This is a genomic window from Synechococcus sp. MU1655 (assembly GCF_023630655.1).
GTDB lineage: Bacteria > Cyanobacteriota > Cyanobacteriia > PCC-6307 > Cyanobiaceae > Synechococcus_C.
In genome coordinates this window covers 1-15,712 of the sequence record NZ_JAKUHK010000014.1, presented here as the reverse complement: position 1 = coordinate 15,712, position 15,712 = coordinate 1, and the positions used below count along the sequence as shown (strand labels likewise).

General features: G+C 54.9%; 12 protein-coding genes. 5 read left to right on the top strand and 7 right to left on the bottom strand.

Annotated features, from left to right (window positions below):
• Together NCN04_RS01575 and hisS are read right to left on the bottom strand one after the other, a co-directional pair.
• Positions 1–650, bottom strand: a 650-nt coding sequence (locus NCN04_RS01575) for a UDP-glucose 6-dehydrogenase (RefSeq protein ID WP_502988736.1), incomplete at its 3' end; no start/stop codon positions are given.
• Positions 651–686: 36 nt separating this feature from the next.
• A complete protein-coding gene (gene hisS / locus NCN04_RS01570) occupies positions 687–1,973 on the bottom strand; it encodes a histidine--tRNA ligase (RefSeq protein ID WP_250394956.1) in 1,287 nt (428 codons plus the stop codon).
• A 91-nt stretch (positions 1,974–2,064) separates the two neighbouring features.
• Between hisS and galE the strand changes: the two genes are divergently transcribed.
• Complete coding sequence (galE, locus tag NCN04_RS01565; RefSeq protein WP_250394955.1) at positions 2,065–3,177, top strand: UDP-glucose 4-epimerase GalE; 1,113 nt, start codon at positions 2,065–2,067, stop codon at positions 3,175–3,177.
• Positions 3,174–5,357 carry a selenide, water dikinase SelD gene (gene selD / locus NCN04_RS01560; protein WP_250394954.1) on the top strand — a complete coding sequence of 728 codons (2,184 nt, stop codon included), beginning with the start codon at positions 3,174–3,176 and terminating at the stop codon, positions 5,355–5,357. Before galE ends, selD begins: the two co-directional genes overlap by 4 nt.
• A gap of 152 nt (positions 5,358–5,509) precedes the next feature.
• On the opposite strand, the gene NCN04_RS01555 is transcribed toward selD, so the two are convergent.
• The 3 genes from NCN04_RS01555 to NCN04_RS01545 all read right to left on the bottom strand — a co-directional run bounded on the left by NCN04_RS01555 (position 5,510) and on the right by NCN04_RS01545 (position 10,612).
• Positions 5,510–6,694, bottom strand: a complete 1,185-nt coding sequence (locus tag NCN04_RS01555) for an O-antigen ligase family protein (protein ID WP_250394957.1) — start codon at positions 6,692–6,694, stop codon at positions 5,510–5,512.
• Positions 6,695–6,960: 266 nt separating this feature from the next.
• Entirely contained in the window at positions 6,961–8,196 is a 1,236-nt protein-coding gene (locus tag NCN04_RS01550; RefSeq protein WP_250394953.1) for a tRNA nucleotidyltransferase/poly(A) polymerase family protein, read from the bottom strand.
• Positions 8,197–8,200: 4 nt separating this feature from the next.
• Positions 8,201–10,612 (bottom strand): UvrD-helicase domain-containing protein, encoded by a 2,412-nt coding sequence (locus tag NCN04_RS01545; RefSeq protein ID WP_250394952.1) that lies wholly within the window; start codon positions 10,610–10,612, stop codon positions 8,201–8,203.
• Positions 10,613–10,831: 219 nt separating this feature from the next.
• On the opposite strand from NCN04_RS01545, the gene NCN04_RS01540 reads away from it, so the two are divergent.
• The 3 genes from NCN04_RS01540 to NCN04_RS01530 all read left to right on the top strand — a co-directional run bounded on the left by NCN04_RS01540 (position 10,832) and on the right by NCN04_RS01530 (position 13,438).
• Positions 10,832–11,827, top strand: coding sequence for a KpsF/GutQ family sugar-phosphate isomerase (locus NCN04_RS01540; protein ID WP_250394951.1), 996 nt, complete (start codon positions 10,832–10,834; stop codon positions 11,825–11,827).
• The gene (locus NCN04_RS01535; protein WP_250394950.1) at positions 11,824–12,387 is read left to right on the top strand and encodes a KdsC family phosphatase; all 564 of its coding nucleotides are present in this window, start codon (positions 11,824–11,826) and stop codon (positions 12,385–12,387) included. The genes NCN04_RS01540 and NCN04_RS01535 overlap by 4 nt, the downstream gene beginning before the upstream one ends.
• A gap of 169 nt (positions 12,388–12,556) precedes the next feature.
• On the top strand, positions 12,557–13,438 hold the full coding sequence (locus tag NCN04_RS01530; RefSeq protein WP_250394949.1) for a glycosyltransferase family 2 protein: 882 nt from the start codon (positions 12,557–12,559) through the stop codon (positions 13,436–13,438).
• A gap of 19 nt (positions 13,439–13,457) precedes the next feature.
• On the opposite strand, the gene NCN04_RS01525 is transcribed toward NCN04_RS01530, so the two are convergent.
• Both NCN04_RS01525 and kdsB read right to left on the bottom strand, forming a co-directional pair.
• Positions 13,458–14,918 (bottom strand): ArnT family glycosyltransferase, encoded by a 1,461-nt coding sequence (locus NCN04_RS01525; protein ID WP_250394948.1) that lies wholly within the window; start codon positions 14,916–14,918, stop codon positions 13,458–13,460.
• On the bottom strand, positions 14,918–15,712 hold a 795-nt coding region (kdsB, locus tag NCN04_RS01520; protein WP_250394947.1), incomplete at its 5' end, for a 3-deoxy-manno-octulosonate cytidylyltransferase. The genes kdsB and NCN04_RS01525, both read right to left, overlap by 1 nt.

The window sequence follows — 15,712 nt, the reverse complement described above, 5'->3', positions numbered from 1 at the left end:
AGATTGGTGCGCAGAATCCTCTCCTCAGGTACCCACTGGCTGTAGATCTTCGCCAGGGCATCAATCGAATCAGCATTGTCACCACCGATCAAGACGCGATCAGGATTGGCAAGATCGCGAATCGCCGTCCCCTCAGCCAAAAACTCTGGATTGGAGAGCACCGAAAAAGTTTTCAGCTCCAATGAAGGATCAACGGACCCCAAAATCGCCTTGACGGCCTCCGCCGTTCGAACCGGAAGGGTACTTTTTTCCACCACGATCGTGTGGCCCTTAGCGGCCTTTGCCACCGTGCGCGCACAGGCTTCCACCCAGCGAAGATCACTGGCCTGGCCGGCTCCCAGGCCCCTGGTCTTGGTGGGTGTGTTCACTGAGATGAACACCATGTCTGCAGCAGCAATCGTGTCCTCAACCGCCGTGGAAAAAAACAAATTGCGCCCGCGCGCCCGCTCTACCACCGCATCCAGGCCTGGTTCATACACAGGCAACTTGGAGAGATCGCTGTTGTTCCAGGCAGCAATCCGATCCTGATTGATATCCACAACCGTGACCTTCACCTCCGGGCAGCGATCGGCGATTACGGCCATGGTGGGACCACCCACATAGCCAGCGCCAATACAGCAAATCGATCGAATCGTGGGATTGCTGCTCATCAGAAAAACGCTGGCGCCGGCATTGATCTCGGCAGGTTATCGCTGTTTGGCTAGGAAAGACACGGCGTCCTCCCAGGTGAGTTGCTGTTCCTCGCCCTCTCCACGCAAGGGCTTCAACCGCAAGGTCCCTGCCGAAGCCTCTTCATCGCCAAGCACCACAGCCCATGGCGCACCGGAACGATCGGCACGCTTGAACTGCTTACCGAACGCCGCGCTCGAGCCATCCAGCTCAACGGCAAGGCCTGCGCCCCGTAATGTCCGGGCCAAAGTCAATGCTTGTTGTTCAGCCTGCTCGCCGCGATTGATCACATACACCAGCGGTGATGGCGTGGCTGTGAGCCTGGCCGCAGCTCCATCGGGATCGGCTTGCGCAGCAGCTGCGATCACCAGCAACAGACGCTCCATCCCCAGTGCCCAGCCGATCGCGGGCGTGGCTGGGCCACCCAATTGCTGGATCAGCCCGTCGTAACGACCACCGCCACACACTGTGGCCTGGGCACCGAGTTGATCACTCGTGATTTCAAACGCGGTATGGCCGTAGTAATCGAGACCACGCACCAAGCGGGGATTGAGTTGATAGGGAATCTGCAGCGCGGTAAGCAGGGCACACACCTGCTCAAACCGATCCACACTCTCCTTATCAAGGGCTTTTAACAGCGTTGGCGCATCGTTCAACAGCAGCTGGGTGCCCTTGTCTTTGCTGTCGAGAATGCGCAGGGGGTTCGTGCTGAGACGCGCTTGGGACTCTGCATCCAACTGCTCAACACGCTCCTCAAGCCACTCCACCAGCTCAGAGCGAAAGCGCTGGCGATCCTCAGGAGTGCCCAGGCTGTTGATTTCAAGCTTGAGGCCCTGAATCCCCAAGTCAGACAACAGATCCCAGGCCAGGGCGATCACCTCAGCATCGCTTCTAGGGCTGCTGGCCCCGAGACATTCGACACCGATCTGGTGAAACTGACGCTGACGGCCAGCCTGAGGCCGTTCATAACGGAACATCGGGCCGCCGTACCACAGCCGCTGAGGCCCTTGGCTCAGCAGGCCATGCTGGAGCGCTGCTCTCACCACAGAGGCGGTGCCTTCTGGACGCAGGGTGCAAGAGCGGTCGCCCCGATCAAAAAAGGTGTACATCTCCTTGCCCACCACATCCGTGGCCTCACCAATGCCCCGGGCAAACAGGTCCGTGAATTCGAGCAACGGCGTTCGAATCTCGTCTAAACCCGCGCAACGAAAGTGTTCACGCGCCACCGACTCCACAGCCTGCCAACGTCTGGTCTGCTCCGGCAGCAAATCCACCATGCCGCGCAATGTCTGCAGCTGACTCACAGCACACCATCACCATCACCAGCGCAGTCTGCCGACGAATCGTGTAATTAGGCCCCCTCCCCCCAGAATGCTTTGGGATAACGACGATTCGATGGCCCAACTTCTGATAACGGGCGGAGCCGGCTTCATCGGCAGCCATACCTGCCTTGTGCTGCTGGAGGCTGGCCATCAACTGTTGGTGCTGGACGATTTCAGCAACAGCTCAGCGGTCGCACTGGAACGGGTCGCTGAACTCGCAGGCGTTCGCTTGCAGCGAGATCAACCAACCCTGCGAGCAGCACCGGAAACGTTCACCCTGGTAGAGGGAGATATCAGGGACGCCCAATGCCTGGATGCCCTGTTCACAAGCGCGACAACGTTCGGCCAGCCGATTGAAGCGGTGATTCATTTCGCAGGACTGAAGGCTGTAGGTGAATCGGTTCAACAGCCTTTGCGGTACTGGGATGTGAACGTCGTTGGCTCTCAGCGACTGCTGAGTGCTATGGACTGCCACAGCTGCCGCACCCTGGTGTTCAGCAGTAGCGCCACCCTTTACGGCTACCCGGATCAAGTGCCGATTCCGGAAACGGCTCAGATCCAACCGATCAATCCCTATGGCGCGAGCAAACAAGCCGCGGAAGCCCTATTTGCCGACATTGCAGGTTGCAGCGGCAAACCCGAACCAATCCAAGCCAGCGAGGGTGGCTGGCGCATTGCAAGATTGCGCTACTTCAATCCCGTAGGCGCCCACCCCAGTGGACGGATTGGGGAAGACCCCAACGGCATCCCCAACAATCTGTTCCCCTTTATTACCCAGGTGGCGGTAGGCCGCCGGCCTGAACTCAGCGTGTTTGGTGACGACTGGCCCACGCCGGATGGAACCGGAATCCGCGACTACATCCATGTGATGGATCTAGCCGAAGGTCACCTAGAAGCACTCCATTCGCTGCTCAATGCTGATCCCCAATTGCTCACCCTCAATCTGGGGAGCGGGCAGGGGGCGAGCGTGCTCGATGTGGTGAAGGCCATGGAAGCAGCGAGCCAGCGTGAAATTCCCTATCAAATCGCGCCCCGGCGTCCCGGCGATGCCGCCATCACCGTGGCCAATCCAACCCTGGCGGCCGAACACCTCCATTGGCGCACGCAGCGCTCGCTGACCGACATCTGCCGCGATAGCTGGTCTTGGCAACAGGCCAATCCCCAGGGCTACATCAGCCAAACATGACAGGCCATCTGGTGCTGGCCGGAGGAGGGCACAGCCATGCACTGCTGCTGAGGAAATGGGTCATGAACCCTGGCAGCAAGCCAAACAGTTTCATCACCCTGATCAGTCGCCATAGCACCGCCCTTTATTCGGGAATGGTTCCAGGACTCGTGGCAGGCCATTACCAGCGCGAAGAACTGGAGATCGATCTGCGACAGCTGACGGATCAGGCCGAAGTTGCCCTCATCGTCGCGGAGATCAAGGGGCTTGATCCGCTCAAACACCAACTCTGGTTGGCTGACCGCCCGCCAATTCGGTACGACCAGCTCAGCCTCAACGTGGGCTGCATCACCAACAACCTTGGCCCAATCCAACGAGACACACTCGCGATTAAACCGCTGGAACAGGCCCTCACGGCGATCGATGAGGCCGACGCGAGTCCACTGACCGTTCCCGTACGGGTTGTGGGTTCAGGCCTAGCAGCCATCGAACTAAGCCTTGCCTTACGCCATCGCTGGCCTAGCCGAACGGTGAGCCTCCAAGCACGAACGGACTTCATTCACCGACCATTTCAAAAAGGGTTAGCGCTTGCAGGGGTATCGGTGCAACCAGCCTCTACCCCTAAGGGGAGGACCAAACCCTCCTCCCAAGGGCAGGAAAGCCTCGATCTGAACTGCACTGGTAGCTGTGCACCCACCTGGCTGAAAGACAGCGGGTTACCAGTCGATGAGCGAGGCAGAGTGCGAACAGAAGCCACTCTGGAAGTGCTTGGCCATTCAGGCCATTTCGCGGCAGGAGACTGCGCTGTGATCGACGCCGATCCACGGCCCGCTTCCGGCGTCTGGGCCGTACGAGCCGCTGATCCCTTGTCACGCAACCTCAAGGCCAGCTGCACCAACAGGCCATTACGTCCCTGGCGCTCCCAAAGGCAGGCCATGCAGTTGGTTGGCGGTTTTAGCCGCAACGGGAAGCCCACGGCGTGGGTCCTCTGGGGCCCGATCTGCCTAGGCCCCCACGCCTTGTTGTGGACATGGAAAGAGCAGATTGACCGCCGGTTTATGTCCCGATTGCGAGGGGCAAAGATGGCTGAAGGAAACCACGATGCCCAAGGCACCATGCTTTGCCGAGGCTGTGCCGCAAAATTACCCGCAGACGATCTAGAAGCAGCTCTCGAGGACGCCGGATTTGCCAAGCTTGGCCAAGTACCAGAGGATGCCGCCTCAATACCAGAGACCCAAAGCACAGCTGGCGATCCCGTTTTGCAAAGCGTGGATGGCTTTCCAGCCCTGATCAGCGATCCATGGCTTAATGCACGGATCACGGCATTGCATGCCTGTTCCGACCTCTGGGCGTGTGGCGCAAGAGTGCGCTCAGCCCAGGCCGTGGTCACTCTGCCGCTGGCGGCTCCATCGTTGCAACGACTGTTGCTCAGCCAAACTCTTGCCGGCCTGAGATCGGCGCTTGAGGACCAAGGCGCGGAGCTGATCGGCGGCCATACCCTGGAAACACGCAGCCATACCGAGGGAACCTTGAGCCTGGGGGTGCAGGTGGCCTTGAACGTGCAGGGCTCAGCGCAAGGTCCGATTTGGAGCAAGCGCGGAATGCAAGCCGGCGACCAGTTGTTGCTCAGCGGTTCACTAGGTATCGGCGTGCTCTTCGCTGCGGCGATGAAAGGGGCCGTGCGGCCAGGTGACCTCGACCGGGCACTGGCACAAATGAATCAAAGTCAACATCGGCGCGTGGAACTACTGAGGAGTCTTGAGAAAGAGCACCCTGGCCAACTCCATGCCGCTACCGACATCACAGGCTTTGGGCTGTTAGGCCATTTAGGCGAAATGCTCGAGACACCTTCCACCAACAATCCACCATTAAAAATTCAGCTGGAATTAGAAGCACTGCCTGTTCTGGCTGGGGCCATTGAGCGGCTCGAAAAGGGCCATACCAGCAGCATGGCGCCAGCCAACCGCCGCGCCTGGTCTTTAGTTCACCCCCATCAAGAGGCAAACCGTCTTAAGCCCATAACCCTGCATCTCGGTGCAATCACCAAGGGGAGCCCCAGGCACAAGGCAGCCCTGGAACTACTCGTAGACCCACAAACCTGCGGCCCCTTACTGATCGCCGTTACCCCAGAGTTAGCCAACGCCATTTTGTCAAAAAACGGATCAGAGAATTGGTGGGCAATTGGAACCATAATGACTTAAATCAGGCACTCATAGAGCTGAGCAGTAAAAGCAATCATTTCACCAACAAGGCATTGATTGCCTATCGCTAATCCATCACGAAGCCTTGGCAGGCGAACCGCAGCAAAAGAGACAAACATATCATTGCAATGATTAATAACGGCAGGCAAATCTCATGACTCGCACTTAATCGACCTCTGCTTCTCATCACCAGAAGGACTCATCCAAGCCGTAGAAAGAAGATATCCAGTCACCACCTGTTGAAGCGATGTTTTTATCAATATAGACTCCACAATTCCGGAAAACAAAATAAAAAACACACAGGCCAAGCCGGTCCAAGCAATACCCCAATCATCCCACTGAAGAGCATCAAATAATCGCCGAAGCACTAGCCAAAACGAAACAATCATCAGCAGAAGAGTGATGAGCCCTTGATCTCCCAATACTTGCAGAAACGCATTATGTGCATGCGGGATTCCCTTTTTATACAGAGATTTTGGATTTTTTTCTGTAATCTCAAAGCAATTGTCAGAACGCCTATCAAACCCCGCGCCTACAACTACTTCTGGCCATCGGCCCAAACTCTGTTTTACAAAACATTGAGCCACATCAGCGCGGGCAGCATCGCTAGTATTTCGATAAGCCAGAGGACTCATCGGCAGGTAAAGTAACAAATTTAAGGTCATAGCAATTGCAAGCACTGCACAAGCCAATTGCCCTGAACTCCTTGTCGCTCTCACCCTCCAGCGCCAACAACATTCAGCAAAGATGACTGCAACAACTGGAAGAACGAACGCTGCACGCGATCCCGTAGCAAAGGCCAAAACGAAACTGATAGCCCCACCAATTCCAGCTAACCAGGACATGGTCCCATGACGCGAAAACCTCCACAATCCGCACCCAGCCAACGCCATTAATCCAAAGAGATAACCAGAACGATTAATGGTAATTTTCTGAATACGAACAGCATACTGAGGCAACACTTCCTGGACAGAAGAGAAAGGAATGAAGCCAAGATTCCCGTTAAACGTCTTGCCAAATTCCACAAAAGGAATCGCAACAATGACTCCTGCCAATAGCATAAATAGTGCGACCTGCCAATACTTGTTTGTTTGCTGAAGTCCGGCAGCAAACGCCATCAGCACTAGGATCAAATCTGAAGAAGAGGAAGTGCTTAAGGGGTGCACGATAGCCCCGAGACTAACCATGAGAACCCCAATCAACACTCCATAAATTGGCTGCTCAGACAATTTATTAACAAACTTCAGAACACACCAAAGCGTTAATATTAATATCATCCAAAGTGGATCAGCATTACGCTCAAAGGCAAGACCAAGGATCGAAAGAGGCAGCAACACATCCAGCCATGGAGAGCTCAGACTGATTCGATTCATAACAGGCAAAGACCACTCCAGCAAAACCTATACTTCAGCTTGCCATAAAGAAGGAGCAAGGCTGATCAAACCAAGCAATCACAGAAAACCCCACCTCATGCATTGAAAAGAACCAAATCAAGAACTAACTAGAAACACTCAGAACTCTTCCGAGGGCAGAGTATGTCCCCTGAGCATTAAATCAAAACAGCAAATAACAGAAAAGCGACTATCAAAACAGAGAATCAATGTCATTTCATGGTCTCCAACATCTTTAGCCTTTCTTGACGCAGAACCAAGCCAAGCTCTGGCCCAGGCAAGATCCCGCTTGCGATCAAATCTTTTGCACTGAGAGGTGATGCGACCTTTCGCCAGCGCCCCCACCAACGCAACATCGGGCGCCAACTTGGCACGCCCATTGCCACAGTTAAGACAACAGCCTCAGCTGACCAAGCCCGAGTCTCCAAAGCTTCAGTCCACTGAGCTGCGCTCCAGCCAACCCAGGCTTGTGGCAACACTTCTGAGTGCACCCAGTGTTTCAAGGAGATCGATTCCTCCAAACAGCGTTGCTGACCCAGCGGAATCTGTAGACGCACCGCAAGCGAAACAGGGTCCGCCGATGCAGCCACCAAAGCCAACAAGAGTGGAATCCTCAACCTGGCAGCCCAACGCAAACGACGGATCAGTTCCGCGTTAGACGCTAAAAGCGGATCGAGTAGGACTAATGCTCCCCATTCCTGCAATAAACCCAAAGCTTTTAGCCACGGTTCATTCTCAAACAGCAACTCCAATTCCATGCGCAAGCGTGTGCCTAATGCAGGAGGAATATGTTCAGTGGATTGGCCATGCCGCCAAGCCCAAGGCCAACGTTTCAAGGTTGTGCGGAGTTGATCAAGCGCACATGGGGCCAAAACAAACCCCAGGCGAGCCCCATAGCGAGCAGCACGAATGACACGCGTGGGGTCATCAGCCACGCTGGACGCATGCAAAAAGACAAGTTCACGGCGAGCAAGATGGGACTGGCCACCGTGCGGGTCCAAGAGCCAGGGCTCACGATCACCAGAAAGCGACAACTCCAAGGCCATCGCATTCACCGTGAAATCCCGACGCTCCAGATCTCGCTCCAAGGAGCCACTCGTAACCACAGGGTTTTCGCCCGGTGCCGGGTAATGCTCTTTCCTCGCGCCCGCTAGATCGAGCAACACGCCATCGAAGGACAGCTCAGCTGTGCCATAGGCAGCATGAACACGCACCTCCTTCACCCGCTGATCTCCGTAGTGCCGCTGAAGAGCCGCCGCCAACTCAGAGGCCGGCCCCTCCATCACCAAATCCAGATCCGGCAATTCTCGCCAGGGATCACAGTGCTGATCGTGCAACAAAGCATCACGCACAGCACCGCCCACGAGAGCTAACCGGGACACTCCAACTTCTGATGCAAGGGCCTGAAGTGCCGGTAAAAGCTGGGATGGAAGACCTGGACGCTCCACCCGCTCAGCCTCCAGCAGGCGCGATCGGTGCCAAGCGGGGGTCGAGAATTTTGGGGCCCATACCCGCAAACTTCACGGCAATCGACACCTTTTCCCCGCTACCAAAGGTGTGGGTGATCTCGCCAACACCAAAACTGGCATGGACCACCTGATCGCCAACACTCCAGCTTTTTCCAGGGGCCGGTCCAGCCTGGCGGCGACGCACTGCATTGGCTGGCGCTCCGGACGCTCCGCCTGAGGCCACCCGTCGGGAATCATCGCGGTCTACGCGGGTGAGTCGCTCCAGGCGCTGCTCACGCCGCAGGGCTGCGCCTCCGCTTTGAGGGACATCACCCTGCACCAGACCTTCCGGCAATTCGGAAAGAAACACACTGGGCATGGCTGGCTCACGCATTCCGCCCCACAAGCGCCGCTCACTCGCATGGGAGATGAATAAACGCTCTTTGGCCCGGGTGATGCCGACGTAGCAAAGACGGCGCTCCTCCTCCAGCGAGGCCGGGTCATCCAGGGAGCGATAGCTCGGGAACAACCCCTGCTCCAATCCCACCAGGCACACCACTGGAAATTCAAGTCCCTTACTGCTGTGCAAGGTCATCAAGGTGACTCTGTCGGCCGCCGTGTCCTTGCTATCCGCATCACTCGCGAGCGCAGCGGAAGCAAGAAATCCCTCTAAATCACCCTCTTCATTTTCTTCCTGGTATTGGAGACCCGCATTCACCAGCTCCTGCAGGTTGCGACGACGTTCTTCGGCCTCATCGGAACCATCAGCAATCAACTCGCTGACATAGCCACTCTTCTCCATCACCTCTTGAATCAGTTCTGATGGGGTTGCCGCATGAATGCGCTCCTTCATGCTGTTGATCAACTCACAAAACTGGAGCAGCCCCCTGGCGGAACGTCCGCCCAAGGAACGCACTGCCTCTGGATCGCTCACCACATCCCACAGCGGAATCCCTAGCTGATTAGCGGCATCAGTTAGGCGCTGAATGGTGGTTTTGCCGATCCCACGTTTGGGCACATTGATCACTCGCAGCAAGCTGACGGTGTCAGCTGGGTTAATCAAAAGACGCAGATAGCCCAACAAGTCTTTAATTTCACGTCGGTCGTAGAAACGCAACCCCCCGACCACCACATAGGGAATCCGCCAGCGCACCAGGGATTCTTCGATCGCTCGAGACTGGGCGTTGGTGCGATACAGCACGGCCATATCTTTCCAGCTGAGATCTGGATTTGCCGCTTCCATCATCCGCATCCGATGCACCACAGCTTCCGCTTCGGCAATTTCGTCATCGCAGCGCGTGAGTGAGATCAACTCACCCTCACCACGCGTCGGGCGAAGAACCTTATCGATCCGCTCGCTGTTGTTGGAGATCAAGGCATTTGCAGCCTCTAAAATCGTGGCGGTAGAGCGATAATTCTCCTCTAACTTCACCATTGTGCGCGTCACATCGTCAGGGGCTTTGTCACCAAAGTCGTCCTGAAACCCCATCAAAATCGTAAAATCTGCAGCACGAAAGCTGTAAATACTTTGATCAGCATCACCCACAACAAATACCGATCGGCCTGACCAATCGTCCACTTGTTGCGGCTCTTTCCCGTCCGTTACCAACAATTTGATCAACTCATACTGGGTGCGATTAGTGTCTTGATATTCATCAACAAGCACGTGCCGAAAGCGGCGAAACCAATACCCACGCACTTGTTCATTCTGCTGCAGTAACTGCACAGGCAGGAGCAGTAGATCATCAAAGTCCAGGGCATTGTTAGCCGCCAAGGCCTTGCGATAACGCCTGTACACATCTGCACTGAGCTTGCCTCGTTGCCCCTCGGCATTGGCCTCCAAATCGTCAGGAGACCAGCCTTGGTTTTTAGCGTTGCTAATCGCCCAGCGCACTTTTTTGGGCTCAAAACGTTTTGGATCAAGTTGCAACTCTTGGGTTACAATCTCCTTCACCAAACTCTGAGCATCCGCCTCGTCATAAATAGAGAATTGCTTCGTCCAAGTGAGGCCTTCAGGATCCTTGAATTTATCTATATCGAAGCGCAACATCCGTGCAAACAAGGCATGAAATGTGCCGATCCATAGTTCTTTCGTGATCTCGCGATAAATCCGCGTGCGTAACTGACGCTGCTCCACCGGAGGGAGGGTGCTCCAGGGTTGCCCGTATTGACTTTGAGCTAAGCGCTGCGCCAGAAGCAGTTCCAACCGCTCTTTCATCTCACGGGCGGCCTTATTGGTGAAGGTCACCGCCAAGATCTGGGCCGGATCGGCTCCATGCTCACCAATTAAGTGGGCAATCCGATGGGTTAGGGCCCGAGTCTTTCCGCTCCCAGCTCCAGCAACGACCAGAAGAGGGCCTTCATGGTGATCGACCGCCCGCTTCTGGGCGTCATTGAGACCGGCGAGAAAACTCATTCACTGATCGTATGCGAGCTAACTGACGGACTGGGAGAAGAGACCAACCACCTAGGAATCGTCAAGAGATATCCGGACATCACATGCTGCAAAACCGTCTTCAGCGATGTGATCTATCCAAGTCCGCCGCCTACATCAACAACCAAATCAAAACCAACATGATCCAGTCAAACCGAAATTGACAGAGCCCTGCATGCAGGAGAATGGGGACTTCTGAGTATGAAAGGCTTGTCCGCACTCACACGCTGCTTGCAGGAAGAGTCGGCAGCGATCGCCGATGCTGCTGCGCACCTCAGCAGTGAGGACGTGGAGGGAGCGCTGGGATTGTTAGAGCGTTGTGCTGACCGCAAAGCCAAGCTGGTCATTACTGGAGTCGGCAAAAGCGGAATTGTGGCTCGCAAAATCGCAGCTACGTTTTCCTCGATCGGCTTGATGGCCCTCTACCTCAACCCCCTTGACGCCCTCCATGGCGATCTCGGGGTGGTGGCCTCGGATGATGTTTGCTTTTTACTGTCTAACAGTGGCGAAACCAGCGAGTTACTGGACCTTCTTCCCCATTTAAAACGTCGAGGCACCGCACGAATTGCGCTCGTTGGTCAAGCGGACTCATCCTTAGCCCGAGGCAGTGATGTGACGCTTGCAGCCTTTGTGAATCGAGAAATCTGTCCGCTCAATCTTGCGCCGACCGCAAGCACAGCCGTCGCCATGGCGATCGGCGATGCCCTCGCCGCCGTCTGGATGGAACGACGTGGAATTTCACCAGCCGATTTCGCTCTCAACCACCCTGCTGGCTCCCTGGGCAAGCAACTCACCATGACGGTGGCCGATCTGATGGTGCCAGCCGCAAACCTGCCCCCTCTGCAAGCCAAGACAAAACTGTCTGACGTGATCGGCAAACTCACGCAAGGTGCAATCGGCAGCGGTTGGGTCGAAGACCCGAACGCCCCAAAGCATCTCCTGGGGTTGATCACCGATGGAGATCTGCGACGAGGTCTGCGTGCTCACGGCGCCGACCAATGGGCCTTGATCACAGCACAGGATTTGATGACGACAGACCCGATCACCGTGACGGCAGAGATGCTGGCCGTTGAAGCCATTCAGACCATGGAACACAACCGGCGCAAACCCATTTCTGTGATGCCGGTGGTGAATGCCAACGGCGAATTTCAAGGGTTGCTGCGCCTGCACGACTTGGTGCAAGCGGGGCTTGCATGAAGAAGCTCCTGCGTGAATGGCAATGGCAACGGCAACGCCAAGCCCTCCAAGACCTTGAATTGCTAGTGCTGGACGTGGATGGAGTGCTGACCGATGGAGGCCTTTGGATCGATGCCCAGGGGCAACTTCTGAAACGTTTTGACGTCCGCGATGGACTCGGATTACGCCTGCTTCAAGGCGTTGGCGTGAACCTGGCTTTCCTGAGTGGTGGCCAAGGTGGCGCGACGGAAGCCAGAGCCAAACAGCTCGGCATCCGTGATTGCTTGGTGGGTATCAAGGACAAACCGGTGGCGCTGGCAGATCTGCAACAACGCTTGGGGGTGACACCCGAACGCACCGGATACCTCGGCGATGACCTCAATGATCTGGCCGTGCGCCGCAGCGTCGGACTGCTCCTCGCCCCCAGTGACGCCTGCCGGCCACTCCGCCAGCAAGCCGATGCAGTGCTGCATGGCCAGGGAGGCCAGGGTGCCGTGCGCGAACTGGCGGAGCGAATTCTTCAGGCTCGCGGGGCCTGGAAGCAACTGAAGGAACAGGGCTGGAGGGATCGCAACGACTGATGGGGACTGGGTTGAGGGAAGCGACAAAGGCACCACACAACCGCCCAAGAGCCAATCAAACAGTGAAGCCAGGTATGGCAAGTACGAGTGATGAAGTGAAAGGCATGCCAAGTGAAGCAGCCAATGATGCAAAGGTCATGAATTAAACTCAACTAAGAAAATTCAAACTATGAAGACCTCAATAATCATTCCTTGTTACAACGAAAAACACGCGATTCGCGAGACGATCGAGTGCATTTGGACAGTCGTTCGAAACTCCGACATCAAGAATGTAGAGATCATTGCTGTCAATGATGGATCCACGGATGGATCCGAACATGTCCTGAATTCCTTAGCAGCCGAAAGCCAAGCTGGCGAATTACTCGTCATACATCACAACCGGAATCAGGGATATGGAGCCGCCCTGAAAACCGGAATCCGGCGAAGCCAAAGCGATTACATTTGCATCACTGATGCTGACGGCACCTATCCCAATGAGCGCATACCGGAACTGATTCGAAAGATCACCAGCAATGATCTCGACATGGTGGTTGGCGCGAGAACTGGAGAGAACGTTGATTACTCCAAGATCCGCTCAATTCCGAAAATGATCCTGGTTCCATGGGTGTCATTCCTCTGCGGCACAGAAGTCCCTGATATGAATTCAGGCCTGAGAATTTTCAGACGAGATCGATCACTTCATTTCCTCAAGCTCCTGCCTGACGGTTTCAGCTTCACCACCACCATTACCATTTGCCTGCTGCGCAATCGTTACGCCGTCGAGTTCATACCGATCAGCTACACCAAACGAATTGGCAAGAGCCATATCAAACCAATTAGAGACACATTGCGCTTCACTCAATTAATCTTGCGAACAGGAATGTACTTTGCACCAATGCGCCTTCTCGCGCCATTGATTGCAGTATTAGCAGTTCTTTTTACAATCAGTGGGATTTACGATTTAACCGCTCTCAACAACCTTACTGACAAGACAGTACTACTGGGATTTGCAAGCCTAAATGTCTTCTTATTTGCTCTCCTCGCCGACATGATCGACAAGCGATCTGATTGAATTCACATTGATCACAACATCAAGACAATCGCACGATGGGTTTTGACCCTGGACTCAGACGCTTTGAAAGCCTTTCCAGAATATCCACCACCAACATCGAAAGGCAAATCAATGCAACAGGAACGAAAGGGGATGAATAGCGTGGCAAGAAATGACTAAATAAGCTGTAGAAAGCAAACAAAGAAACTGGCACAATCGAAACCATCAGCCAAGAACGTCGCCGTTCAACCAATGCCAGAACTGGAGCCAGAAGAAGGGATAAATAAGCTGTGAAATTCAACACAATGCCGGGCCATGTTTCGCCACGGAACCCCCAAAACCCCCTCCAGCCAATCGGGAAAACTGTCAATAATGCATTGAGAGGCTTCTCTCGAAATTGACTCAATGCCAATGACATCTTTTGCGACTTATCAAGAGATAGTTCAAGCGGTATAGCCCTTTTTCCACGCTGATAAAATGAAAGAACATCCCCGTAACGCTGCTCCTTTAAGGCTTGACGATCGCACTCAAGATCCCGGGTAAAAACCGCAAGCCTTCCATCACAGGAGAACTCTGCCTCCGAAAGCCCAATCCAAGATTCCAGCAAATCAAGACGCACTTTTTCTGGAGCATAAGCATAAAAAGCGTCACCAAACTGCCGAGCATTCATCTGATTAAAAACTGATCGAATCAGCAACACATCGTCACCACCTCCAGCAATCACAGGCTTCGAGAAATGCACTTGATTCCGAACCAACCATGGCGCTACTGTCAGAATGAATCCGAACGAAATCGCAAGCAGCAACGGCCAGAAACGCTTGCGGACTCCGGACAAAGCAAACGCTGCCAATGGGATCACGACCAAGCCCACGTATGCGGCTGACGCTTTCGTCAAGGCCACGAGTCCAAAGACTGAACCAGCAACGAAGAACCAGCGCCAAGATCTCGAACGCACCGCCTTCAACAAGAAAAAACCAAGCCAAACAAGAATAGTTGCAACAACCAATTCTGTTTTTACACGATTGACTTCGTTGACGACAAAATATTTATTGACTAAAAAAATCTCAACAGAAGCTAGCCAGTGTGCAGCCAACAACGGAGAAACGACCAATGCTGTTGTAAACCACATGCCCACAAAGAGGACAGCCGCCCAAATTAAATTCACTTGCTTAACAAAAGCGATGAAAGATTCAGCGAAGGGACGACCAACTTGATCCAAAAAACCTGGAGACAAAATATCTTTAATCCTCAGACAAAGGCCCAGAAAGAAGTTAGGGAATGGCTCTCGTCGATAGCCTGGAGTGACATCTGCAGAGATGGGCTGACTGCTGTAAACCCCATGCTTGAAAAGATTGACACTGGAACGAACATTTTGAAGTGCATCGGAACCAAAAGGCTTGGAATTGATGCCCTGAAGATCCTGGATCAACATCCAGACGATCAGCAAAACAACAGCTGAGGCTGAGACATACGTCAGACGACGAATGAGTGTTCTTGACATCACGGGTCAATGGATGAATCCGCAAGGCGACGTGCCTCATCCAGCTGCTCCGGCGTATCTACAGACAACGATGTGCCTTCCACTGTGAAGGTGGTGATCGTATGGCCAGCCTCAATCAAGCGCAGCTGCTCCAACCGTTCCAAATCTTCAAGCGGCGAGGAGGGCAACTGATTCCACCCCGCAAGCACATCTCCACGGAAGCCATACATTCCCACATGCCCCCAGTAAGGGGCGTGCTGATGCCAATCAGCAGGATCCACATCTCGCACATGGGGCACCGCTGAGCGCGAGAAATACAGGGCCCGGCCGTCATGGGCCAGCAATGTCTTCACCACCGCTGGGTTGTGGATGGTGGCGGCGGAGAGGCGATACACGGGCGTCACCACCGCCGGCACCGGATCACGCTTGCCAAACTCCACCACCATCTGCGACACCACAGCAGAATCCAGAAAGGGCTGATCTCCCTGCACATTGATCACGGCGGTGCTCACCAACCGCTGCTGCCGCTGTGCAGCATCCCAGGACTCCGTCTGCTCTCCCCAAGCCAACGCCACCAGCTGATCCGCCACAGAGGCAATCCGGTCACTGCCGGAACTGCAGGTCTCCGCAGTCATCAACACGGAATACCCCCAACCCGCCGCCAAACGCTGCAACCGCTCACTATCCGTGCAAAGCACCACAGCGGCTGGCCCCTCCGCTTGAGCACACCGTTCAAGCACCCTCTGGATCATGGGCTTGCCGCCGATGTCAGCCAATACCTTGTCGGGAAGGCGGGAGGACGCCAGGCGCGCCGG

Bases quoted from the DNA above. Each gene is read 5' to 3' on its own strand.
- selD (WP_250394954.1), top strand. From the start codon at position 3,174: ATGACAGGCCATCTGGTGCTGGCCGGAGGAGGGCACAGCCATGCACTG.
- NCN04_RS01545 (WP_250394952.1), bottom strand. From the start codon at position 10,612: ATGAGTTTTCTCGCCGGTCTCAATGACGCCCAGAAGCGGGCGGTCGAT.
- NCN04_RS01530 (WP_250394949.1), top strand. From the start codon at position 12,557: ATGAAGACCTCAATAATCATTCCTTGTTACAACGAAAAACACGCGATT.
- NCN04_RS01535 (WP_250394950.1), top strand. From the start codon at position 11,824: ATGAAGAAGCTCCTGCGTGAATGGCAATGGCAACGGCAACGCCAAGCC.
- galE (WP_250394955.1), top strand. From the start codon at position 2,065: ATGGCCCAACTTCTGATAACGGGCGGAGCCGGCTTCATCGGCAGCCAT.
- NCN04_RS01540 (WP_250394951.1), top strand. From the start codon at position 10,832: ATGAAAGGCTTGTCCGCACTCACACGCTGCTTGCAGGAAGAGTCGGCA.
- NCN04_RS01525 (WP_250394948.1), bottom strand. From the start codon at position 14,918: ATGTCAAGAACACTCATTCGTCGTCTGACGTATGTCTCAGCCTCAGCT.